The sequence below is a fragment of the Aureibacter tunicatorum genome (genome assembly GCF_036492635.1).
Taxonomy (GTDB): Bacteria; Bacteroidota; Bacteroidia; order Cytophagales; family Cyclobacteriaceae; genus Aureibacter; species Aureibacter tunicatorum.
Genome location: NZ_AP025305.1, coordinates 3219848 through 3243501, shown reverse-complemented (window position 1 = coordinate 3243501; position 23654 = coordinate 3219848). Strand labels below are relative to the sequence as shown.

Below are 23654 nucleotides of genomic sequence, written 5' to 3'. Positions count from 1 at the left end.
TTTTACGTTGAGAAATAAAAAATATAAACTTAAAAATATACATGAATTTCTGCTTCAAATTCATTGCCATTTGAATGATAGTTATATTATTTATTTGAAAAAATATAAATCAAAGCCGACATTTTCTTGTTCAGATTATGAGACTGAATAAGAGGTGTGTATGGAAAAAAAGCTATTGTGTTTGATTTTGCTTTTTGTTGTCTTTGTAGATGCGTTTTCTCAAGAGTTTTTAGGGCCTGCGGATGGGAATTTTGGCGGAGTTTTAAGTGTGATTAACCAACCGGCTTCTTCAATAGACAATAGGTATAGTTTTGATTTTTTGCTATTGGGAGGTGATTTTGCTGGAGAGAATAATGCCTTTCATGTGGAAAGAAAGAACCCTTTTTTCAATTTGAATTTTACCGGCATGGCCCGCAATATGACAAGAGATGGACATCGAAAGTACGCATATGGAGAGCAGGATATAGTTTTTTTGGCATTTTTATTTAAAATAGATCCCAAAAGCGCTTTGTCAATCGTGCCAAGGTTAAGAGCTGTTGGGAATGTCAAGTATATTTCTGAGGATTTCGCCCATCAAGCGATGGATAGATTTGAAGAAATGAGGGAGTCTCCTGCTACTATTTTTGGCCAAAAAGGCTATGTCACAGGTTTGGCTTGGCAAGAGTTAGGCATTAATTATTCCAGAATAGTAAAAGATGACAAATGGAGTACAGTAAAAGTAGGAGCTACTCCTAAGTTATTGATGGGCTTGGCGGCTGGTTATGCTAAGGTTGACGATTACGATTTTGGCTTTGATGCCCAAGGGCAGCATTTTGTGTCGAATATTGATTATTCCATGGGGTTTTCAGACAACATCAATAATGTGTCAACGGACAGTTATCAATTCGATTTGCCTAATTCTTGGGGTTGGGGTTTGGATTTGGGAGTTAGGATAGAAAAAAAACGTTTAAACAAAAGGTGTCCGACTTACCAAGGCACAAAAATACCACTGCTTAAGCCCAAAGATATGCCTTATCAATATAGGCTGGATTTTACATTAAAAGACATTGGGGGAATATATTTTAAAGCGAGCCCTTATAGCGCAGACCATAATAGAACGTTGAATGATTCCATAATTTTCAATTATGCCGACAAATTTGACGGGGTGGACGATTTTGAGTCTATTGTTGACACATTGAGAACCATATTGGATCAAGAAAATAATGTTAGTGGATTTCATATGGGAAAGCCTATGCATATGACTGCTAACATTGACTATAATTTTGGCAATGGATTTTATGTGAATGCGGGAGTATTGATTGACTTGCAAAAAGTTAATTGGAATGATCACGAAGCGAATAAAATGACGACTTTGATGTTGACACCAAGATGGGAATCCGCGATACTGGGCGCTTATGTTCCTTTGCAGGTAAATGTCAATGGGAATGCGGATATAGGGCTTGGATTAAGAGTGGGACCGGTAATTTTAGGCGTTTATGATTTGTCTCCTGTGTTGGGGAATGGAACTATTGACGATGGCGGGTTTTACTTTGCCTTCAAGCATTTTTTCATTCCAAAAAAGAAGAAAATGGGAGATTTGCCTTGTCCTCGGCATTTGAGCAATTAAGAAACAGGTCGTTGTATATACATAAGATATGAAAATGATACTGGAATTGATCAAAAAAAGAATTATATTGTATTTTGATTAAGAAAAATACAACAAATGAAAAGAGCTTTTAGATTTCTGTTATTTACCATCTTTCTATTTGGCGGTCTGGCTTCAAATGCGCAAGACAAAATTGAGTGGTTGACTTTTGAGGAAGTGGAAGAGCGTTCAAAGAAAGAGCCAAGAAAAGTATTGGTTGACGTTTACACTGATTGGTGTGGATGGTGCAAGAAAATGGACAAGACCACATACGAGAACAAGAAGGTTGTGGAGTATGTAAATAAAAACTTCTACGCAGTAAAATTCGATGCGGAAGATAAAAATACCATTCATTTCAATGGGAATGATTTTGAGTACGTAGAGACGGGTAGAAAAGGAATCAACAAGCTTGCTTGGGAATTATTGGGTGGTAAAATGAGCTATCCATCAACTGTGTTTTTGGATGAGAAATTCAGAATAATTACTCCTGTGGCTGGGTATTTAGACGCTAATAACTTCGATGTGATTTTGCATTATATTGAAGAAGAAGCTTATAATGACGAGAATTCTGATTTTCAAAAGTACAAGCAGGAATATACGACTTCCAAAGGAAAGTAAATCTTCAAAATATTTAAAATAGTCAAGAGCAGCTTTTTAAAGCTGCTTTTTTATTTGGTAGCAATAGGCAAAGAATGATGACGATAGATAATTGATATCATCCTTATCAAAGGAATTATTAAAAGAATAGGTAACCCTGAGGGAAACGATTGAGGAATAAATGCCATGATAAAGAGAAAAGTGATTGTCGTGAATCCAGTAATCAACCAATAGGCAGAAAGAAATTTTTTGAATCTTTTTGAAAAAAGTAAAATGCCCATAGCTCCATGGCTTGGCAAAGCCCAAAATAGGTTGAAATTAATATGGTTTGCGTGATTTTTTGTAAATATCCAGAATACGATAATCATTAAGGAGACACCGCCAAATAGGATAAGGATTAAGGAGTCTAGTAGCGTAAGATCGAGAGATTTTGCGCATTCCAAATAGCTTAAAACAGCAATTGAAAGCGCAATGGCTAGAAGTTGAGGAAGTAGCGAGTTTTGATTTTTGTTATGTTGAGAAATTAAGTTAGCGGACAAACGAGTGATGGCTGGGTTGTAATAAGTTGACTCGTTGGATGTTTCGAAAGAAATTAATTTGCGAAGCCTGTCGGGAAAGAAGACTTGCTTGCTCTCGGAAATCGGAATGTCCGCTAAGTCACCAAAACATATATTGATTAGAAAACCGCTCCAAGGGTAATTGTTAAGGCCTTCATTGAAGGTTTTCCGATAAGTTGTTTGGGAGTTTTGAGCAGGTGCTTGCAGTGAGAGATTGGCGTTTTGTGTTTCCAGAATTTTGATGATTTCTGTTGAACAGTTGCTTTCAAAGAAATCATATTCTAGCGTATAATTCCTAGAGCTTGCGATTTTTTCAAGTGTTTGATGGATTTCAGTGACTTGATTGTTTTTATAGGGTAATATTTGCTCGGTCAGGCCTTGTCCGCTTTTATTATGCTCTTGCACATATTGATCAAAGGGAATGGCTTTTAGATTATAAGTTAGCTTTCCTTTAAGTGTATTTATGTAGAAATTACTGGATAAGAAGTTGAAGTTGCCGAAGCTATATACTTCGTCTACTTTTTTTTGCGGATCGAGGACTCTTAGCGCGGAATGTCCGAAAGTTTCGTAAAGATTTGGTCCAAAATCGCTGGTGAGCAGTGAGATTTTTTTTTCAGAACCTTCACCAAAACTATTTCCGGAAGAAAATAATATAATGAAGAATAAAAGGGCAAAGTTCAGTCTCAAGCTTTATACTAGGTGTTGAAGTATTAAAGGTAATGTTTTTTGAATTCAAATCCATGAATCTTAAGTTGATAGTGGTTTTTTGATTTTAGGTTTATTGAAATCTCAAATCAGCGATGAATCAGAGATAAGGTAATTCAAATGTATTTAAAATTCTGTTTCAAAATTAGATTTAAAAACAAAAGCACTTTTCATAACGAAAGGTGCTTTTGTTTGGTGTCTTTGAAAGTGAAGAGTATTAAAGAGTTTGCTTATTAGATTAAGTCTTTAAGGTGGTATATTTTCGCTTGGATGTTTTTATATCTGTTGGAGTGGAAAGATTTTGTGTTTCGCAAAGCCTCTATATAGTATTCCACCGCTTTGCGGCTTTCTCCATTGGCTCTGTATACATCGCCAAGTGTTTCAAGCGTGGTGGTGTTTCGCTCTGCCGAAAGAGCTGTTGAAGCCCAATTTTTGGCTTGATCCAAGTTTTCTTTTCTAATGACGCATTTCTGAGCTTGTTTGCAAAGTGTTTTCCAATCGTCAGTGGAAGCTTCTGAAATGATGCTTATTGCACGGTCTAAATATCTTGGATTCGAACTTTGAGCTTTTGCATTTATTCCTATTGTTAGAACGATAGCTGCGGCGATTAATATTGAATTTCTCATAAGTGTATGTGTTTTATTGTTTCTTATTGTAAATGCAAAAATGTGCCAAAAGCGTAAGTGGTTGAATGATAGATTTTTGAGGTTTTTGCTTCATACAGAATGTGTATGAATGTAATACAAGGGTGTGCGGAATTGAACATCCTGCAAGTTTGTGTGCAATAAGAATTCCTCGTATATTCAAGAGCTTTAGGGGCTGCCTTTTGAAGTTTTTAGTGTTGTTTTTTGAAAAAAATCGTACTCTGAAACAATTTTAGGAGATAATCTTTCCAAAAATTCGGTATAGATCGCAAATCATATTAATTTTGTTCTATGGCAGAACAGATATTAATCATCGATTTTGGATCGCAGTATACGCAGTTGATCGCTCGACGTGTCAGAGAGCTGAATGTATATTGTGAAATCCACCCTTATAACAACCTTCCTGAAATGACTGATGACATCAAAGGTGTTATCTTTTCGGGAAGTCCGCATTCGGTAAGAGAGGCAGACGCACCGCAAATTGATCAAAATCTTTACAGAAAGAATCTTCCGTTGCTTGGAGTATGCTATGGAGCTCAATATTTGGCTTATCAAAATGGAGGAGAAGTATTGCCTTCAGAGATTAGAGAATATGGAAGAGCGAAGTTGACAAGCGTTGATGCTAATTGTCCTTTGATGAAAGATATTCCATTGAATTCACAAGTGTGGATGTCGCATGGTGACACGATTGCTTCATTGCCAGACGCATTTGAGGTGATTGCTAGCACAGAGTCTGTCAATGTGGCGGCTTATCGCATCAAAGGAGAAGAAACGTACGCGATTCAGTTTCACCCTGAAGTTACGCACTCTATCGATGGGAAGCGTATTTTGGAAAACTTTATCGTTGACATATGCGGATGCGCTCAGAATTGGACGCCTGACGCATTTGTTGATTCGACTGTTGCGCAACTTAAGGAGCAATTAGGCGAAGATCGCGTTATTCTAGGATTGTCAGGAGGAGTTGATTCTTCAGTGGCGGCGATGCTTTTGCACAAGGCTATAGGCGAAAATCTTTACTGTATTTTTGTTGATAATGGTTTGTTGAGAAAAGACGAGTTTGAGAGCGTGCTTGATTCCTACAAGCATATGGGACTTAATGTAAAAGGAGTGAACGCAAGCTCGAAATTTTATGCTGAGCTTGAAGGTTTGACTGATCCTGAGGCTAAGAGAAAAGCCATTGGCAAAGTTTTCGTGGATGTATTTGACGAAGAGTCGAAGTTGGTTGAGAATGCCAAATGGTTGGGACAAGGAACAATTTATCCTGATGTGATCGAATCAGTTTCTGTTAAAGGCCCTTCTGCGACAATCAAATCCCATCACAATGTTGGTGGATTGCCGGATTATATGACATTGAAGGTGGTAGAGCCATTGCGCACTTTGTTCAAGGACGAGGTAAGAAGAGTGGGAAGATCTATGAACATGGATCCGAATATTCTTAACAGACACCCGTTCCCTGGGCCAGGTTTGGGTATCCGTATCTTGGGAGATATCACTGCTGATAAAGTGAGAATACTTCAAGAGGTTGATCATATATTCATCAATGGTCTTAAAGAGCATGGATTGTACGAGCAGGTGTGGCAAGCAGGAGCTATGTTGTTGCCAGTGCAGTCTGTTGGAGTAATGGGAGACGAAAGAACTTATGAGAAGGTTGTTGCTTTGAGAGCAGTGACAAGCGTTGATGGAATGACAGCTGATTGGGCTCATCTTCCATATGAATTTTTGCAAGAAGTATCCAACCAAATCATCAACAGAGTGAAAGGAGTGAATAGAGTAGTTTATGATATCAGCTCCAAGCCACCTGCGACGATCGAGTGGGAATAAAAAGTAGAAATAAAATCTTGCTTAAGTGCAAATGAAATAAAATTGATAGGGATAGTTTGAATTATGAAATGACTATCCCTATCTTTATTTTAGGCTTGGCCAAATGGGCCGTGCCAATAGTTGTTAGGCTTGAAGCCTAGGCTTTTTGACGATTATATTCATTGAAGGCTATTTGCTTGAGAAGCCTTCATAGTTGTTTTTGATATGTTTAGGAAAATTATATTTCAAATCTTATGCGCTTTGTTGGTAACCATGTCTGCCCATGCCCAGCAGAATGATCAGCAAAATTACCTTAATGCGAAAGCATTGATGAAAAATGGGCAGTATGGATTGGCCATGAGTGCTTTTTCTCCTTTGACGGAGGTTTCCAACCCCAATACTTTTCAAAAGTACGCTTGTTTTTATTATGCTTACTGCGCTTATGAGGATAATGACAGGGATATAGCTAAGAACATGTTCCTGCAAATCACTAAAAGATATCCAAAGTGGGATAAATTGCCTGAAGCTTATTTTTATTTGATGAAAATCGAGTTGGAGAAAGATAATTTTTCAACCGGCTTAAGTTATTTTGACAAGATCAAAAAATCCACAATCAAGCATAAAGCAGGCAAGCAAATTATTTATGTGTTGCAGGACAAGGATTATTCAGTAGCGAAGCGAGTGTATGACAACAATCCTGAAAATGTGTATGTCGGCAAAGCTTTGGCGAATAAAATTGCTGATATGCCTATAAGCACGCAAGACAGAACGCTGTTAGTGAGTATCGTTGACAAATTCGATTTTAATAAAGCTTCATACGGATTGTCTGAAACATCGCAAAAACCTTCCAAGAAATCCAGTTACAATGTGGCGGTAATGTTGCCATTTTTATACGAGGAAGCGACTGTTTCCAGACGTAAAAAAGACTTTATCTATGAGATGTATGAAGGGATGCTATTGGCTCAGGAAGAGTTAAGCAATGATGGCATCGACTTGCGTTTTTATTCATACGATACAGACAAAAATTATCAGACGACAAAAAGCGAGCTTCAAATTGATAAAATCAAAAACGCGGATTTGATTGTCGGTCCTTTGTATTCGGGGCCTGTGGAGGCCGTTCGAAATTTCTCGTTTAATCAAAAGGTGAATGCCTTTAATCCAGTGTCTAACAGCTTAAGCGTAGTTGGAAATAATCCTTATAGCTTTTTGTTTATGCCATCAGTAGTCTCTGAGGCTAAGGCCGCGGCTAATTTCGCATCGGAAGAGATGGCTGATAATCGCAATTGCATGATTTTTTATGGAACCAGCAAAAAGGATTCTTTATTGGCTGCGACATATAGAGAAAAAATTCAAGATGAAGGATTTGTTGTGGCTAAATACAAGAAGTTTCATAAATCTGAAGCTCAACAAATTTTGAAACTGTTGACGGCGAAAACGGAGGTGAGAACGGATTCATTATTAAAAAACGGAAAGCGTTATCGTTATGACTCTTTGCATATTGCCTCGGATAGTATAGGGCATATTTTCGTAGCTTCTGACGACCAGTTGCTGGCGGGTAACTCCATTTCCGGAATAAGCAGTCGACCTGATAATATTAAGTTGATCGGCAAGGAAAAGTGGCTTCAACACAAGTTCCTTTCACTTCAACAGTTCAATCAAAATGCAATATATTTAATAGCGCCTAGGTATGTTGATTATTCTTCAGAAACATTCAAATCATTTGCGAATGCTTATAATGAAAAATATTTCCAACAGCCGACAACATTTTCAGCTCTAGGATATGACTTTACATACTTTATCGGAAACATGCTTCATGAATATGGAGTCTATTTCCAAAACAGCTTTAATGAACGGTTTATTCCGGGCAAGTTGTTTGTGGGATACAAGTATGATCATGGAAATGACAATCAGTTTGTTCCGATTATCCGTATGAAAGACGGCGCGTTAGTGAATTATAATCTACCTCAATAATTAAAAAGATATGCTAGATAAAAGCAAAAGTGTTCATTTGTTTGAGACAGCTCAAAATTTTATCCCTGGCGGGGTTAACTCTCCTGTAAGAGCTTTCAAAGCTGTGGGTGGAGATCCAATTTTCATGCAGTCTGCAAAAGGCGCGATCATGACCGATGTGGATGGCAATGAATATATAGATTTGATCAATTCATGGGGACCGATGATATTGGGGCATGCTTATGATGAGATTACAGAAGCGGTAAGCAAGGCGATTCCTCATTCATTGTCTTTTGGCACGCCGGGAGCATTGGAGGTTGATATCGCAGAATTAATCGTTAAAATGAAACCTAGCATTGAAAAGGTTCGAATGGTTAATTCAGGAACGGAAGCGACAATGTCGGCGATTCGTTTGGCTAGAGGATATACATCTAGAGAAAAAGTAATTAAGTTTGAAGGTTGCTATCATGGACATGGAGATTCTTTCTTGATAGCTGCTGGTAGCGGCGCGATGACTATGGGCGAGCCAAATAGCCCGGGTGTTACTCGCGGAACGGCTAATGACACGCTTACAGCGCCTTATAACGATCTTGAGGCTGTGACAAAATTGGTGGCAGCAAACAAAGACCAAGTAGCGGCTATTATTCTTGAGCCGGTAGCTGGAAATATGGGCTGTGTGCTGCCTAATGAAGGTTACTTGCAAGGCTTGAGAGATTTGTGTACTCAAGAAGGCATTGTGTTGATCTTTGACGAGGTAATGACTGGATTTAGATTGGCAAAAGGCGGAGCTCAGGAGTTGTTTGGCGTTCAGGCGGATTTGACTACGCTTGGCAAGATCATCGGAGGTGGAATGCCAGTAGGCGCTTACGGTGGCAAGAAAGAAATTATGGATTATGTATCGCCTCAGGGACCAGTTTATCAGGCAGGAACTTTGTCTGGAAACCCTATTTCCATGGCGGCAGGGCTGGCAATGTTGAAGCATTTGGATACGCACCCTGAAGTATATGAGCATATCAATGCGCAGTCAGCTAAGATAGCGGAAGGAACAAAGGAGAATTTGAAAAAATTGGGGCTTGACTATACAACCAATGAAGTTGGCTCCATGCACAGTTTGTTTTTCACTAATGTGAAAGTAACAGATTTTGATACAGCGAAGACGTGTGATACAGCATTGTTTGGAAAGTACTTCAATGCGATGTTGGAAAGAGGAATTTACCTGGCTCCTTCTCAGTATGAGACATTATTTATCTGCAATGCATTGACTGATGAGCATGTTGAGGCAATATTGAAGGCTAGTTATGAGTCATTGAAGGAGATTCACTAGCAGCTATTGAAAATAAGATAAAAAAACCGTCGTTAATCCGACGGTTTTTTTATGCTTGTATTAGACATTATCACGATTGATTTTTAAATCATAAAAAACTAATTGTGATACATATTACTTTAAACTTCCTTTGCCGGATTTCCAAATACTGTTGCTCCCTCCGGAACATCGGCGATTACGATGGATCCAGCTCCCAATCGAGCGCCTTTGCCGACTTTGATTCCTCCGACTACTGTAACACCTGCTCCTATAAACACTTCGTCTTCAATTATGGCCGAAGCGCTGATATTGCTCCCTGTGCCAATGTGAACAAAGTTTCCTATTTCGGCTGATATGTCGATTATGGCTCCTGAATGAATCAGGCAATGGTTGCCAATTTTAGTGTTTGCGTTGATCACCGAACCAGCGTTGAAGAAGTTTCCATGGCCTATATGCGCAGTTTCAGCGATATGGGCTTTGTTGTGTATCGCATTGACAGGCATAGCCTTGTTCTCTTCCACGATGGTGTCTGTCGCATACTTACGAACAGAGATTTCGTCTGTCGCCACAAATACATCGCATTTGCTGCCTATTAGTTTGCTGTATGTCTCGTCTTCTAGGGATCCGAAAACTGTCATTTCATTGATGAGAGTGCCATGCAGTTTTTCATCATCATCCAAAAAACCATAAACAATGACATTGTTGCTATTGAAAATTTCCAAGGCGGCTTTGCCAATGGCATTGGCGCCTGCGATTATGACCGGGTTTTCCATTTTCTATCTTTAGATTTTTGGCAAAAATAAATGAATATCTACCAAGCTTCAAGCGGAGTCAAATTTTTACTTGCAATAAATGCCATAAATTTCGATAAAGCTTCTTAATTTTGTGTGTTGTCATCGGCAAAGCGAGTAAATGCCATTATTTCCGCAATTTTCAGATGGCATATTGACTGTTTACGAATGAGAAAAAGAAAAAAGAACGTTGTAATAGAGAATATCGCGATAGAGGATTTTGCCGCGGAAGGCAAATGCGTCGCGAAGCATGAAGGCAAAGTGATCTTTGTAGATCATGCCGCACCCGGAGATGTAGTGGATTTGCAGTTGACCAAATCCAGAAAAAGCTTTTCCGAGGCTAGAATCACCAACTTTCATGGGTATTCTGATCTGAGAATTGAGCCTTTTTGCTCGCACTATGGTGTTTGCGGTGGTTGCAAATGGCAACACTTGGACTATAAGTCGCAACTATATTACAAGACGAAACAAGTAAGGGATAATTTCGAGCATTTAGGAAAGTTCGAATATCCTGAGATTTTGGAGGCTATAGGGTCTGAGAAGACAAGATATTATAGAAATAAGCTTGAGTTCACTTTTTCCGCTGCTAGATGGTTGACAGTCGAAGAAATAAGGGAAGGAACAGAACAAGACCGAAGAGGCTTGGGCTTCCATATTCCCAAGCATTACAATAAAGTTATCAATGTAGATCATTGCTATTTGCAATCCGATCCTTCAAATGAGATTAGACTTGGGCTAGCTCAATTTGCTCGTGAGAATGATTTGCCTTTCTTTGATTATCGAGTGGAAGACGGATTGTTGAGGAATCTGATGATTAGAACTTCAACGACCTCAGATGTGATGGTGTTGGTGCAATTTTTCAGAAATGATAAGAAGGAGGTGAAGATGGTGATGGAGTATTTGGAGAATGCTTTTCCACAAATCACCTCTTTGAATTATGTGATAAATGGCAAAGGAAACGATAGTTTTCATGATTTGGAAGTGAAGTTGTATAGTGGCAAACCATATATCGAAGAGCAAATGGAAGGCTTGACCTTCAGGGTTGGACCAAAGTCGTTTTATCAGACAAACAGCGATCAGGCTTATGTGTTGTACAAGAAGACCAGGGAGTTTGCTGAACTTCAAGGAGATGAAACAGTATATGATTTGTATACAGGAACTGGAACTATCGCGAATTTTGTAGCCAAGCAAGCCAGCAAAGTGGTAGGAATAGAGTATGTGGAAGAAGCTATTGAGGACGCCAAGCTGAATTCAGAGTTGAATGGCGTTGAAAATACGACTTTTTACGCTGGTGACATGAAGAAAATGCTTACGCGGGAATTGTTTGAAAAGCATGGCAAGCCTGATGTGATCATTACGGATCCTCCAAGAGCGGGTATGGATAAGGAAGTGGTTGAAATGCTTCTTAGAGTGGAGGCGAATAGGATTGTGTATGTAAGTTGCAACCCAGCTACGCAGGCCAGAGACTTGACATTGTTGGATGAAAAGTATAAAGTAGTGAAAGTTCAGCCAGTGGATATGTTTCCGCATACCCATCATATTGAAAATGTAGTTCAATTAGAATTGAGAAAAGATGCATAACGATCCGGAATTAAATGGCAAATACCTTGGCAAAATTACCAAGGACTTTGTGCAGATTGCTGATACACTGAAAGAGGCTTCGTATCAGATTAAGAAAAGAGGATTTTCTGATTACCCTATTTTTGTGGTGAGCAAGGTCAAGCAGCCTTTGGGACAGCTTCTTATAGGAACAGAGGATATTGATATCGAATGGAATTTTTCGGCGTCTTATCTTGATGAATTTTTGCAAAGAGGCATTATCGATAGTAAAGGAGAGGAAGCTTTCAAAGCATCTTATAAAGATCTTGATGAGTTTTGCTGTATTTTTGTTGTGGACAATGACTTTACGAAGTTCATTTATATTCCTTACCCGGAAGAAGACTAATCGGTCATAAAGAATATTAATAGAGCATGTCGGTGAAATAACGAGCATGCTCTTTTTATTATGCTGAAGGACTTAATTCGATTTTGGTTGAGGTAGTTTTGCTTCGCTCATTTGCAGCAGATATTTTACGCTTGTTGCTTTTAAGAAGATATATGAGCAAGAATAATGGAACAGCTCCATGAGGAAGTCTTACCAATACTTCAAAAGTCCATTGCGAGAAGCTATTGAACATGAAATCTGTGTAGAAGTTAGCCCAAAGTCTGGCGATAGCAGTAGCAAATCCCCAGAAAACACCGTAACACAAAGCATATTTTTCTATTTTGGGAAGAAAAATGGCTATTGCAAAAATGATGTCAAGAATGCCAGCCAAATATAAAATGATTATGCTTTGATCTTCCGTTGTTCCCAAGATATTGATTGTCATGTCAATAAAGTATCCTGGAACTGGATAAAACCCCAAAGCGTAAAGACCATGGCCTATGAAAGTAAATCCGCTGATTATTTTCAAATAGGCCAATAATTTTGAATCAATTTGTTCATTTAACTTTATTAAGTAATATACTGCCAGAGGAGAGCCAAATTGGATACTGTATTCTATAAGCTGTCCCATTCTCCAAAATTTATCTTTGGCGCTAAGCAAGGATATGCAGAACAAAACCACAAACGCTGCCAGATTAAGCTTGTTGTAATACCACTTTTTGTCTTTGGAAAAGATGAAAGTTAGATTGTTGATGGCGGCAATCAATAACGTCGCTCCCATGACAAATGAAATAGCGATAGTGAATTTTTCTATCAATGGACTTGTGACATATTCACGCCAAGTCATGTTTGTCAACAGCTCTACGGGGGCTTTAAGCAATGATTCATCCCAGAAAAAACTTCTTAAAGGCAAGTCCCAAAAAAAAGCTTGATAAGCTCTTCCTAAAAAAAGAAGTGTCGTGAAAATAATGAGAAAATGAGTGAGATTGATTTGAGAAAATGATTTGAATCGCATGTTGTTTACTACTTTTTGCAAAGCAAGTAAGGGATAAAACTTTTTTTGTAAAAATCTTATAAGCGAATTTAATCTAAAATTAATAGAGTAACATTAAGTTCATAAATTCTGCTTATAATTTTAAAATGATATTAATACACTTTCTTGGAAAAGGATATACTTTTGCCTCATTCTCAAACTAATTAAGTTATAAAAATGAAAAAAATTTACATTTTCATGAGTTTGATCTTGGCGCTTCTCACTACCGCGAAAGCATCGAACGACAAGTACAGATTGGTACTTAGAGATGATCCGTCATCAACAATCACAATTGCTTGGAATCAAATTTCAGGTTCTGGGGCAACAGTTTACTATGGTACTACAGACCATGGCACCAACTGGCAAAATTATTCTAATAGCAAAACGGTGGATAGGTCGGTTTCCTACAGAGGAATGAACAACCAGTTCGCTAGGTTGACTAATTTATCAGCGAATACGGCTTATTACTTTGTGGTTAGAGACAGCGAAGGAACTAGCCAAAGATTTTGGTTCAAGACAGCTCCAAATGATCCAAATGCTCGTTTGTCTTTTATTGCTGGAGGTGACTCTAGAAACAACAGAACGCCAAGACAAAATGCCAATAGATTGGTATCGAAGTTGAGGCCTCATGCAGTGTTTTTTGGCGGTGATATGACAGACAATGACACTAATTCTCAGTGGCAAAATTGGTTCAATGACTGGCAATTGACAACTGCTTCTGATGGGAGAATGATTCCAATAGTTGCAGCAAGAGGGAATCATGAATCTTCAAATTCAACGATTTACAATTTGTTTGATACGCCAAGTTCCAGCGCATATTATGCGATTACATTCTCTGGTTTGGTGAGAACATATACGCTAAATACTGAGATGTCAATCAGCGGTAGCCAAACTTCTTGGTTGTCAGGTGATTTAAGCTCAAATGCCTCAGTGAAGTGGAAAATGGCTCAATATCATAAGCCAATGAGGCCGCATGTAAGCTCCAAGTCTGAAGGAAACAGTCAATATTCAAACTGGGCTTCTTTGTTTCAACAGCATAAAGTGAAGTTGGTGATCGAGTGCGATGCTCATACAGTGAAGACTACATGGCCTGTAGTTCCTTCATCAGGAAGCGGCAGCGACGAAGGTTTTATCAGAGACGATGCCAATGGTACCGTATATGCTGGAGAAGGATGCTGGGGAGCTCCATTGAGAAGCAATAACGATGATAAAAACTGGACAAGAAACAGTGGAAGGTTCAATCAGTTCAAGTGGATATTTGTAGACAAGGATAGAATTGAAGTAAGAACTATTCAAGTTGACAATGCGACTTCTGTAGGTTCTGTTTCTGACAATGATATTTTCACAGCGCCATCGAATTTGAACATTTGGAATCCAAGCAATGGTTCGGTTGTGACAATCGAAGATAATAGCAATTTGGCCCCTCAAGTGGCTATTAGCTCTCCTTCGAATGGTTCTCAGCAAACGAAAAATCAAGCGGTGTCTATCTCTGCTACTGCTAGCGATGCTGACGGATCAGTTTCCAATGTGAAGTTTTATATTAACAACTCACTGATTTCTACTGATAGCCAGAGCCCATATCAAGCTTCATACACGCCTACGCAAGATGGAACTTATACAATTAAGGCTGAAGCAACAGATGATAAAGGAAAGACTTCAACCGCTACGTCAAGCTTCTTTGTGGGTGTGGTTCAGCAAACATTTGAAAAAAGAATCAATTCAAGCATGGATGACGTTGAGGAGTCTTCTAGCGGAAGCATGTATACAAATAGTTCTGATTTGGAATTAGTGGCTGATGGGTCAAAAGGAAACCAAAGAATAGGAATGAGGTTTACAGGTGTGAATATTCCTCAAGGAGCTACAATAACGAATGCTTATATCCAGTTTACGGTGGATGAAACAAATACTGGTTCGACATCTCTTACAATCAAAGCTCAAAATACAGATAATGCGGGAGCTTTTAGTTCAAGTTCTAATAATGTGAGTTCGCGCTCATTGACATCTTCCAGCGTGTCTTGGAACCCTGCAGGTTGGTCTTCAGTAGGAGCTTCGGGTGCAGATCAAAGAACTCCGAACTTGGCTTCTATTCTTCAGCCAGTGATAGGACGATCTGGATGGAACAGCGGTAATAGCTTAGTGGTAGTTGTTACTGGTACAGGTGAAAGAACAGCGGAGGCATATGATGGGTCTAGCTCAAATGCCCCTTTGTTGCATATTGAATATACTGTTGGAGGTTCTTCAAATCCTGATCCAGACCCAGATCCTGATCCAAACCCAACGGTTACAGTGGAGAAAAGCGTTAGAGTAAGCACAGGAAATGATGATGCGGAAGAAGCTCAAAGCGGAGCGATGTATCTTAACAGTAGCGATTTGGAGTTGGTGTATGATACGCATCAAAGCGCTGGCAACCAACATGTGGGTATTAGATTCAATAATCATCAAATTCCAGCTGGCGCTCAAATTGAAGAAGCTTATATTCAATTCACAGTAGATGAGACTAAGTATTCTTCAGGAGTGTTGAGTATCTATGGACATGATACTGACAATGCGTCTACATTTACTTCTACGTCTGGAAATATCTCAGGAAGAGCTAAAACGTCTGCGACTGTGAGCTGGAATCCTCCAAGCTGGAGTTCAGTAGGAGCTGCAGGAGCTGACCAAAGAACACCTGAATTGAAGGCTATCGTACAAGAAATTGTTGATAGATCGGGATATGCTACAAATAATTCTATTGCTTTCATTATCAACGGTTCTGGTGTGAGAACAGCGGAATCATACAATGGCAGTTCCTCAAGAGCGCCTTTATTGTATGTGAAATATACAACTAGCTCCTCTTCTAGAAAAGCGGGAACAGGCACTTCAGAGATTACAGCTGTGGTTGAAGGTTTAGCGGGAGTTAAAGCTTACCCAAATCCTACAAACAATGAGCTTAATGTTGAGATCAATGGATTTGATGAAGAGTCAAGTGTTAGAGTCACTTTAGTTAATTTGGCGACAACTCAAATTATAGCTGATGTGAATACTTCAGTAGCGGATGTTAAGCCGTTTGATGTGAGTAATTTATTGCCGGGCTTGTATGCTGTTATTGTTTCAGTTGAAGGCCAGACATTCCAGCAAAAAGTAGTGGTTTATTAATGGCTGAATGTTGATATAGTTGGTGAAGCGCCAAGCTTAGTCTTAGGGCTAATAGTTTGGCGCTTTTACTTTTTTTGTTGCCAATTAATTTGTTCCTCGGAGAGGAACTTTGAAGAGTCGTGTCCTGTAAGAAATTGTATTTCGGCATGGCATGTCCAAAACATTTTTCGAGCCTTTAATTCATAAAGCAGATACTCCAATGCTTTTTCTTGAAGTCTTTGCCATTCGATGTAATTTTGATTGCTATTTAGATATAATTCCTTTTGAAGTTTTGCCATATTCATTACGGCAGGATATTTCTTTGAATAAAGCCTGAAATTATCCCATGCGCTATTGATTTCGTAAATGCATCGGTATTTCTTTGTGTTAAGACGGTTCATAAGATCTTTTTTTTCCAATTTCCATTGGTCAAACATGAGATCTGCTTGCTTTTTTTGAGCCTTGTATTTTTTTCTGTATATGGGAATGGATAAACTAAGCATAGGAAGAATTGCGTCGCGTCCATTATGCTCTAAATTCGGAGCATCTTCTCGTTTTTCAGTGAAAATGTAGGCGAAGCTTATGCCTAAATCAGGAAGCCCGTTTTTTACCGCTAGTTTTTTGAGCGCTTTCGCTTTATTTTCTTGATGCTCTATCATTGAGAACATCGGATTCCCTTGTATAGTGTAGATTTGATTGATAAGGGTAGAGTCGGGCTTTTCCAGATGATTTTCGTCGTAATTAATCTTAATTTTTTTGTCATTCAATAGACACATGAAAGCGAAATGCAAGCTTGGACGTTTATTCTCATTGTCCTTGATTTGAGTTAGCAACTCATCGATTTTCAATTGTATTCTTAAAATGTCAAGTTGTTGCTCTTTGCCGTAATCATCTTTGTTTGACACTAGCTTTAAAATGTCATTATAAATCTCTAATTGTTGCTTTTGGAAAATGATAGTTTGGTGGAGTTTTAAAAGTTCATAGTAGACTTTCTTGACTTTGAAAAAAACTTCATTTCTGCTTTGGATAAATTTCTCAAAAAGCGCCAATGCTTTTTCTTCAGCGACATCTCCTTTGATCGAAAAAGTTCCAAACCAAGGGAATGTCTGGCTAAGAAATAGGGATGCTCTTTGGGCGCCAACTCTAGTCTCCACAGGATCGATAAAGTATCCGAAGGAAAGTTTGGGGTCATGCCATGATTTAGCTTTTGGAAGCTCAAGCATTGCTTGTTCAAATTCTTTATACTCAGCTTTTAGTCCAGGATTATTCATAGCTGCTTTCTTGAGATAGTCATTCAAGCCTTCGGGATAAGCAAGCATAGGATAAGAAAGAGTGAACGTCAAACAGATCAATACTTTGAGTAGCATGAGGCAGGTTGTTTTAGGTATGTTCTCCTAAAACCCTGCCAGTTGAAAATGAAGGATTTAAGCATCAATGACATGCTTAAGTCGCTTAAAAGACCCGTTTTGATTTTAATCGCAATATTTTCTTAAAGAATTTGAACATAATGAAGGCTTATTTTTTTTAATAATGAATCAAATGATATTGTTATGAAAAATATTTATAAAGGATTGATTTTGAGCTTGCTGGTTTTAGGTGTGGGCTTGGCCGGTTGTTCGAATGATGATAACAATCCCTCGCCAGATGGCAAAGACTACGCATCCTTGGATGATAAGTTGGATTATAGCCTAGCGAGAAATGAGGTTGACTTTCTTATGGAAACGTACGAAAAGGATGCGGATAGAAAATACCATGATGCTGAGTTGCCTACCAAGTTTACTGAAGAGCAAAATGTGTTTATGCAAAATGCATTGACAATAAATTTAAATCATAGCGCCCCTGTGGTTGTATTGCCTATGCTTAGAGGTATTGATGGCAATGGAGAAAAAGTGTATTACATTATTACTGAAGCCTCGGATTTTAAAATGGCTAAAAAGCTGGGAGTTAATTATTCTCCGAAGTTAAAATACGCGAGAGGCAGCGAAGGCGTTCAAAAAGCCACTGTGAATGGAGACGGGTATATGGTTTTCGAAGGCTCGGTGGATTTTTCTCCAGTAAGGAGAATAGAGCCGGGGACGGGAGAGTTTGCATTTCCACCTTCTGTAGCTCAGCCAGGAGCTGTTGGAGATGAAAATTACTCGCCGATAGTGGTTTTGCCTAGCAACTTGGTTTTGAATGCGACGCCAGTTAAGAATGTTACGGGATTGCATGATCGAATTCCTGAAGGGGAACGTTCGTTGGATCTAGACGAAATGTGGGTGACTTTGCAGATTTTGGATGGTTTTCAAGGAGGACGAGCGTATTATTATCACCTTGTGACAGATGCGTATGACCAAGTGCCCGCGACTATTGAATTAGGTATTTATGCTCCAAAATTAGGAAAGATACCTCAATTTGGTCAATCAACTTTGGATGAAGAGTCGGCTTTATTAGGGTTTTCGCCTGTGGGAAATGGGATAGATGACCTTCAAAGTGATAATCGCCAAGGACTTAGCTCGGCTATTCTAAGCGATCAAAATGGCTCAGGAAGCTTGGCTCCTTTGGATCCTATAAATGTATTTCCTATTGAGCCTCAAAATGAGCTGGAAAAAAACAACAACTACAGTCCTTTGTGGGACGCTCATATCAGTAAATGGACTGATGAGGCGATTGAAAAAGGATATCAAAGACGAATTACGAGTTTCCAAGATTTGAAATCCTTGGTAGACAAAGGTTGGGTAGTAAGCTTTACACCTGATGCAGGTCCAGTTAACTCATATGTTGCAGGGTTAAATGCTAGCAATGCGATTATTAATTGCCCTGTGATAGCTCATCCGAAAAATTAAGATAGATTTTTTATTGAAATATAAATGATGGCGTCGGCATAGCTGACGCCTATTTTTTTCAATAATAATCAGAGTTGATTTAAATAATGCAAAGTCGCGAATATGACAACCTCTCTGGGAATTTCGTAAGGTTTGTTAATCGAAAGGATGTTATTTCCGGATATCTTTGATACTTTATCCATTTCAATTTTGAATAAGCTTGGGCCGTTGATTTGTGATATTTTTCCGGCTTTATGCTCAAATAACTTTTTCCCTGATGGCGTGACAATGCAGTCGTTTTCCCATTTAAGCAATGTTTTCCCTGATGGTGTTTGGTATTCGTGATTAGTGTATGTGATGATGGGCTTTCCCGATGGGGTTTTTAATGATTTACCATTCCAATGATATAAGTTATTACCGGAGATTTCGCTAATAACGATATTGCTGTCCATGCTAGCCGGTCTTGAGCTTGTTTGATTAGTCTGATTGTCTGATTGGCCGGAGAAAAAGTTTAGAATTTCCGATTCGTAAAAGATTGCCCCTACCGCAAAAATAAAAGGAGGTATAAAAAATTTCAGGAAATTAGTATTGAATGATTTTCCTGATTGATTTCTAATTGAGCGAATTCTGTATAGAAAAAATGCAGTAGCTGCAAGAAATAAAAAAATAGCCGCTAATATTTCTTCTGTTGTGAATGAGGTTTGGATAGTGTCGTCAGTGTAGAACATGGAGTATTTATTCAGTGCTTGATTTATAATATCCAAGCTATAATCATGACTGATACAGCTTGGATACTTGATATTAATTATTTTTTTCTAACAGAACCCATGCCTTCGTTTTGCACGCTTATTTGGCTTGGTTCGCTTATGTATCTAACCTTGCCCATGCCTTCGTTATTGACATTAAGCTCATTAGTCGCATTCACTACGATTTTTCCCATGCCTTCATTTTTGATATTGACATTCATTGACTTTAATTCGCTTGCCTCGATATTACCCATGCCCTCATTGTTAATGATTAATGATTGGGCATCGCCAACGAGCTTTATTTTTCCCATGCCTTCATTGACAACTTTCAGCTCATCCGCTTTCAAGTTATTTTGACAAGTGAATTTGCAGATTCCTTCTTGAGTGATACTGTTCATCTCAGGCGAGGAAATATAAATGTCCATTTTAGTCGACTTTTTTAAGCTGATGTCCTTTTCAAATTTTATGATTAATGTGCCATTTTTAACCTCCGTTTTTATGTACTGAAGCAAATTGTCATCGCTTTTAACTTCCAAAGAAACATCATCATTTTGTGTGTAAAAGATTTCAAACATACCGGACGCTTTGACCCCTGAAAATGATGAAATCTCTCGGGTTTCGCTGATCACATTTCCGCTTCCTTTCACTTTTTTGTTGGCAAAAGCTGTCAAGCCGATAAAGCAGAATACAATGATTAAGAAGATGGAATTTTTTAATGTTTTAAACATTTCGTTTTTGTTTAGTGATAGATAAAAATTGATTAAGCTAAATTAATCATTATAACTTATTCAGTTGCTTCAAAAGAGGTGATTTTTGTCATTTTATTCCTGCTATTATTCAATTTTTTAAATTTATTTTTTGTCTTTGATTAAATGGAATGAATCGTGAAGAGAACAATTAGTGTTGACTAATATTACTCTGGCTTTTTGCCACTAAATTTTTCGAAATGTATATCAAGAGAAAGTACAGCTTTAGGATGAAGATAGTATTCCAGAGCCGATTGGCGATATCAATGGATTTTTTTTAATGTGAGTTGCAAAGAGTGATTCGAGATAGGAAAGAGAAAAAATACATTAATAATAATCTTTTATTGTTTTTGATTTGTATTGTTTTTTTAAATTGGATAATCAATTATTGATTTTTTCATTATCTCAAAAGGCGATGTCAAAACAAGGTAAAATCATAGGAGCCTTTGGTTTGCCCGGAAGCGGTAAATCATCCACTACAAAAGAAATAAGCAAATTGCTTAACATTACGGCTTTTCTTGAACCTGAAGAGTGTGAATGGGGAAAAGCTGTTAAAAACAGGGAGGTCATAGGAAGCTTCACATCGATGATGTGGTTTCGATCAGTAAGAGTGCCGTATTATTATGAAGCGGATCAGATCAGAAAGAGCGGTGATCTGTCCATTATTGATTCATGCTATGATAAGCTGTTTTATCTTTATCATAAAGATGAAGGGTTGAAATGGCTCTATACAGAAGAAGATGATTATTATGATGAAATTGTAAGCATCGCACGAAAAGATTATAGCTTACTCCCTGATTTTGATATAATTATTTTCCTGAAAAACTCGGAAAGTGTTTGGAGAGAATTTATAAAACAAAGAAATCGAGTGATTGATAATGAGGATGACTTTAAGGAGTCATTTGTATTACAAGACTCGATGATAGACGCTGTTCAAAAATACTGCTCGGCAAATGATTGCAAGCTTATAATTCATGAACAGTCATTTAGCCATCCCAAAGTAGAAGCTGAGAAAATTGTCGGAATTTTAAATGCATATTTATGAAATTAAGTTACTCTACCATTTTTAATAACATTGAAAAAAGCATTGATCTTCCGGATTTATTGCGAATGATTTTTCAAAATATCGAAGACCTGTCTTCCAACAAAGAACAGCTGTTGTCATCAATCATACAAATTTTGTTTAAAGAAGAGTCTTTGAAAGAGGAAATTAAAAGAAGCGAAGAGCTGTTGAATGATACTGACATTACTGTCTCTAGCTTTGTGGAGAAAGCTCTGTCTGTTATGTCTGGAGATTATGTCGATGATACGATTTTAAGGAAAATATATCAAAAAGAGTCGCTTGATGAACAGGAAATTGAATCTATAGTGAATATGTCATTAAAGCCTGATCAGCACTCTCTTGATTTGACGTTAATATTGAATTTTATCAAATATAGAGGTTTGTCAGCGGATAATGTTTATGTGTTGAGTTTGAAAATGGCTTATTCAGGCGATACTTTTGATTATAGAAATTCAGACTCCTTGGATAGTAGAAAAGTAATTAGAAGGTATCCTACGGGAGGGGTTTCAGAGAAGATTGCTTTGATTATGCCCAGCTTGCTAAAGTGTTTTTCCGAAAAATATAATTTAGTCTCTCCATTTCTAGTCGCTAAGACACTGAGCTTTACCGGCGGAACATGGGACAAGCTTTCAAGTGTTCCGAATTTTTATTTTCCAAAGCCAGGAAATGAGACGATGGAGATATTGGAAAAGCATAATGTATGCATGACGGTGGCGAAAGGAAGCTACAATCCTTCCGATACGAATTTGTATCAGTTGCGAAGCATTACCAACACAGTGAACTCTCTACCCCTTATCGTTTCCAGCATTGCCAGCAAACAGATTTCCAATCCTGTGGATACTTTGATGCTTGATATACGTTTTGGCGAGAATGCCTTTTTGACGAATAAGGAATTGGCAGTTGAGTTTTTTGATCAAATAAGCTTGATACTTAAGAAGTTTAATATAGAGGCACTGGCTGAATACACAAACACAGACAAGATCTTTGGCTCTGGCATAGGCAATTGCTTGGAAGTCATGGAAAGTATTTGCATCATGAGAAATGAGTCAGGTTATGGCAAGTTCGTTTATGACGAGAGTTTGCTTGCGGATCAAAAAGAGCTTGTTGTGAGAATGACTGCAAAGCTTCTGTCTACGCAATTTGGTCTGGACTATGAAGAAATGGAAACCATGGCTAACGAATTTTTTGATAAAGGACATGTGTATAATGCTTTTAGAGAGGTGTTGGCCTCTCATAAGGTGGATGGCAAGACATTGGACTTGATTGATAATTTTGAATTATTTGGCAAAATGGATGCGTTGAACAAGGTGCCAATACTAGCTGACAGAGATGGTGAGATTTCAGAGGTTTATCAAAGAAATATTGGAAACTTTTTGAATATTGAAATGGGAGCGGGCACGAATGTCTTTGGGGGAGATGATAAATTGTACGATGGGGTTTTGTTAAAAAAGAAATTGTTTTCAAAAGTTCGCAAAAATGATGTGATTGCGGAACTTTACACAGAAAGCGATGTGAATCCAGAAGGATTATCGAAGAGGTTTTTTAAAATAAATTAAAATGTTGGGTAAAATAATAACCATAGAAGGCTTGGATGGCGCTGGCAAGTCAACGCAGATTGATCTAATGATTAAGAAGTTGGAGTCTTTGGGATTGAAATACAAATACATTCACTTTCCCATGTTGAATAAGGGGGTGTATGGTGGTTTGATCGCTAAGTTCCTCAGGGGAGAGTTTGGCGAATTGGATGATGTGCATCCGACACTCGTTGCTTTGCTATTTGCAGAAGATCGAAAGGAGCATAAAAGCAAGCTTTTGCAATGGTTGAGCGAAGGCTATGTTGTTATTTTGGATCGATATGTTAATTCAAATATCGCTTTTCAATGCGCAAAAGTAGCAACACAGTCAGAAAAAGATGAGTTGAAGAGTTGGATATTAGATTTTGAGTTCAATCATAATGATTTGCCAAAGCCTGATATCTCGTTTTTTTTGGATGTGCCCCTTGAAATTATCGAGAAATCGTTGCAGAAGGAACGCACTGGAGAAGATAGAGCGTATTTGAATGGCAAAGAGGATATACATGAGAGCTCTTTTGAATTGCAGAGAAATGTTTACCAAGAGTACAATGTATTATTGGATGAGCAGGCAGATTTTCATCGTATAGATTGTTTTTCGGATCAAAAAGAATGGCTGTCGCCGGAAGATATCCATAATGTCATATTCAGCAAGATAAATGAAATGTCATCAGCCGATTAA

At 38.2% G+C, this 23654-nt stretch carries 19 protein-coding genes; 12 read left to right on the top strand and 7 right to left on the bottom strand.

Going from position 1 to position 23654, the window contains the following annotated elements; all coding sequences use genetic code 11:
- The first annotated feature begins 160 nt into the window (after positions 1–160).
- Both AABK36_RS13670 and AABK36_RS13665 read left to right on the top strand, forming a co-directional pair.
- The gene (locus tag AABK36_RS13670; RefSeq protein ID WP_309938350.1) at positions 161–1606 is read left to right on the top strand and encodes a DUF5723 family protein; all 1446 of its coding nucleotides are present in this window, start codon (positions 161–163) and stop codon (positions 1604–1606) included.
- 96 nt (positions 1607–1702) lie between these two features.
- Complete coding sequence (locus AABK36_RS13665) at positions 1703–2242, top strand: thioredoxin family protein (protein ID WP_309938351.1); 540 nt, start codon at positions 1703–1705, stop codon at positions 2240–2242.
- A gap of 50 nt (positions 2243–2292) precedes the next feature.
- Here the strand turns inward: AABK36_RS13665 and AABK36_RS13660 are convergent, their stop codons facing one another.
- Entirely contained in the window at positions 2293–3465 is a 1173-nt protein-coding gene (locus AABK36_RS13660) for a lipoprotein N-acyltransferase Lnb domain-containing protein (RefSeq protein WP_309938352.1), read from the bottom strand.
- Between the two features lie 251 nt (positions 3466–3716).
- Positions 3717–4109 carry a hypothetical protein gene (locus AABK36_RS13655; protein ID WP_309938353.1) on the bottom strand — a complete coding sequence of 131 codons (393 nt, stop codon included), beginning with the start codon at positions 4107–4109 and terminating at the stop codon, positions 3717–3719.
- 309 nt (positions 4110–4418) lie between these two features.
- On the opposite strand from AABK36_RS13655, the gene guaA reads away from it, so the two are divergent.
- The 3 genes from guaA to hemL all read left to right on the top strand — a co-directional run bounded on the left by guaA (position 4419) and on the right by hemL (position 9201).
- Entirely contained in the window at positions 4419–5948 is a 1530-nt protein-coding gene (guaA, locus tag AABK36_RS13650; RefSeq protein ID WP_309938354.1) for a glutamine-hydrolyzing GMP synthase, read from the top strand.
- A 204-nt stretch (positions 5949–6152) separates the two neighbouring features.
- Positions 6153–7898 (top strand): hypothetical protein, encoded by a 1746-nt coding sequence (locus AABK36_RS13645; RefSeq protein WP_309938355.1) that lies wholly within the window; start codon positions 6153–6155, stop codon positions 7896–7898.
- Positions 7899–7908: 10 nt separating this feature from the next.
- Positions 7909–9201: a glutamate-1-semialdehyde 2,1-aminomutase gene (gene hemL, locus AABK36_RS13640; protein ID WP_309938356.1), complete on the top strand. Its 1293-nt coding sequence runs from the start codon at positions 7909–7911 to the stop codon at positions 9199–9201.
- A gap of 119 nt (positions 9202–9320) precedes the next feature.
- Here the strand turns inward: hemL and AABK36_RS13635 are convergent, their stop codons facing one another.
- Entirely contained in the window at positions 9321–9953 is a 633-nt protein-coding gene (locus tag AABK36_RS13635; protein WP_309938357.1) for a NeuD/PglB/VioB family sugar acetyltransferase, read from the bottom strand.
- Positions 9954–10139: 186 nt separating this feature from the next.
- Between AABK36_RS13635 and rlmD the strand changes: the two genes are divergently transcribed.
- Both rlmD and AABK36_RS13625 read left to right on the top strand, forming a co-directional pair.
- The gene (gene rlmD / locus AABK36_RS13630) at positions 10140–11552 is read left to right on the top strand and encodes a 23S rRNA (uracil(1939)-C(5))-methyltransferase RlmD (protein WP_309938358.1); all 1413 of its coding nucleotides are present in this window, start codon (positions 10140–10142) and stop codon (positions 11550–11552) included.
- Positions 11545–11916 (top strand): hypothetical protein, encoded by a 372-nt coding sequence (locus tag AABK36_RS13625; RefSeq protein WP_309938359.1) that lies wholly within the window; start codon positions 11545–11547, stop codon positions 11914–11916. Before rlmD ends, AABK36_RS13625 begins: the two co-directional genes overlap by 8 nt.
- 58 nt (positions 11917–11974) lie before the next feature.
- Here the strand turns inward: AABK36_RS13625 and AABK36_RS13620 are convergent, their stop codons facing one another.
- Positions 11975–12910: a hypothetical protein gene (locus tag AABK36_RS13620; RefSeq protein ID WP_309938360.1), complete on the bottom strand. Its 936-nt coding sequence runs from the start codon at positions 12908–12910 to the stop codon at positions 11975–11977.
- A 195-nt stretch (positions 12911–13105) separates the two neighbouring features.
- Between AABK36_RS13620 and AABK36_RS13615 the strand changes: the two genes are divergently transcribed.
- Positions 13106–16063 (top strand): Ig-like domain-containing protein, encoded by a 2958-nt coding sequence (locus AABK36_RS13615; protein ID WP_309938361.1) that lies wholly within the window; start codon positions 13106–13108, stop codon positions 16061–16063.
- 65 nt (positions 16064–16128) lie between these two features.
- On the opposite strand, the gene AABK36_RS13610 is transcribed toward AABK36_RS13615, so the two are convergent.
- Positions 16129–17409, bottom strand: coding sequence for a TolC family protein (locus tag AABK36_RS13610; protein ID WP_309938362.1), 1281 nt, complete (start codon positions 17407–17409; stop codon positions 16129–16131).
- A gap of 183 nt (positions 17410–17592) precedes the next feature.
- Here AABK36_RS13610 and AABK36_RS13605 point away from each other — a divergent pair, with 183 nt between their 5' ends.
- Positions 17593–18867, top strand: a complete 1275-nt coding sequence (locus AABK36_RS13605) for a hypothetical protein (protein WP_309938363.1) — start codon at positions 17593–17595, stop codon at positions 18865–18867.
- A 68-nt stretch (positions 18868–18935) separates the two neighbouring features.
- Here the strand turns inward: AABK36_RS13605 and AABK36_RS13600 are convergent, their stop codons facing one another.
- The gene (locus tag AABK36_RS13600) at positions 18936–19574 is read right to left on the bottom strand and encodes a hypothetical protein (protein WP_338390277.1); all 639 of its coding nucleotides are present in this window, start codon (positions 19572–19574) and stop codon (positions 18936–18938) included.
- Positions 19575–19651: 77 nt separating this feature from the next.
- On the bottom strand, positions 19652–20320 hold the full coding sequence (locus AABK36_RS13595; protein WP_309938365.1) for a head GIN domain-containing protein: 669 nt from the start codon (positions 20318–20320) through the stop codon (positions 19652–19654).
- A 391-nt stretch (positions 20321–20711) separates the two neighbouring features.
- Here AABK36_RS13595 and AABK36_RS13590 point away from each other — a divergent pair, with 391 nt between their 5' ends.
- Genes AABK36_RS13590 through tmk form a run of 3 tightly spaced genes read left to right on the top strand, consistent with a single transcriptional unit; the run spans position 20712 to position 23654 of the window.
- Complete coding sequence (locus AABK36_RS13590; protein WP_338390276.1) at positions 20712–21383, top strand: nucleoside/nucleotide kinase family protein; 672 nt, start codon at positions 20712–20714, stop codon at positions 21381–21383.
- On the top strand, positions 21380–22957 hold the full coding sequence (locus AABK36_RS13585) for a hypothetical protein (RefSeq protein ID WP_309938367.1): 1578 nt from the start codon (positions 21380–21382) through the stop codon (positions 22955–22957). The genes AABK36_RS13590 and AABK36_RS13585 overlap by 4 nt, the downstream gene beginning before the upstream one ends.
- A gap of 1 nt (position 22958) precedes the next feature.
- Entirely contained in the window at positions 22959–23654 is a 696-nt protein-coding gene (tmk, locus tag AABK36_RS13580; RefSeq protein ID WP_309938368.1) for a dTMP kinase, read from the top strand.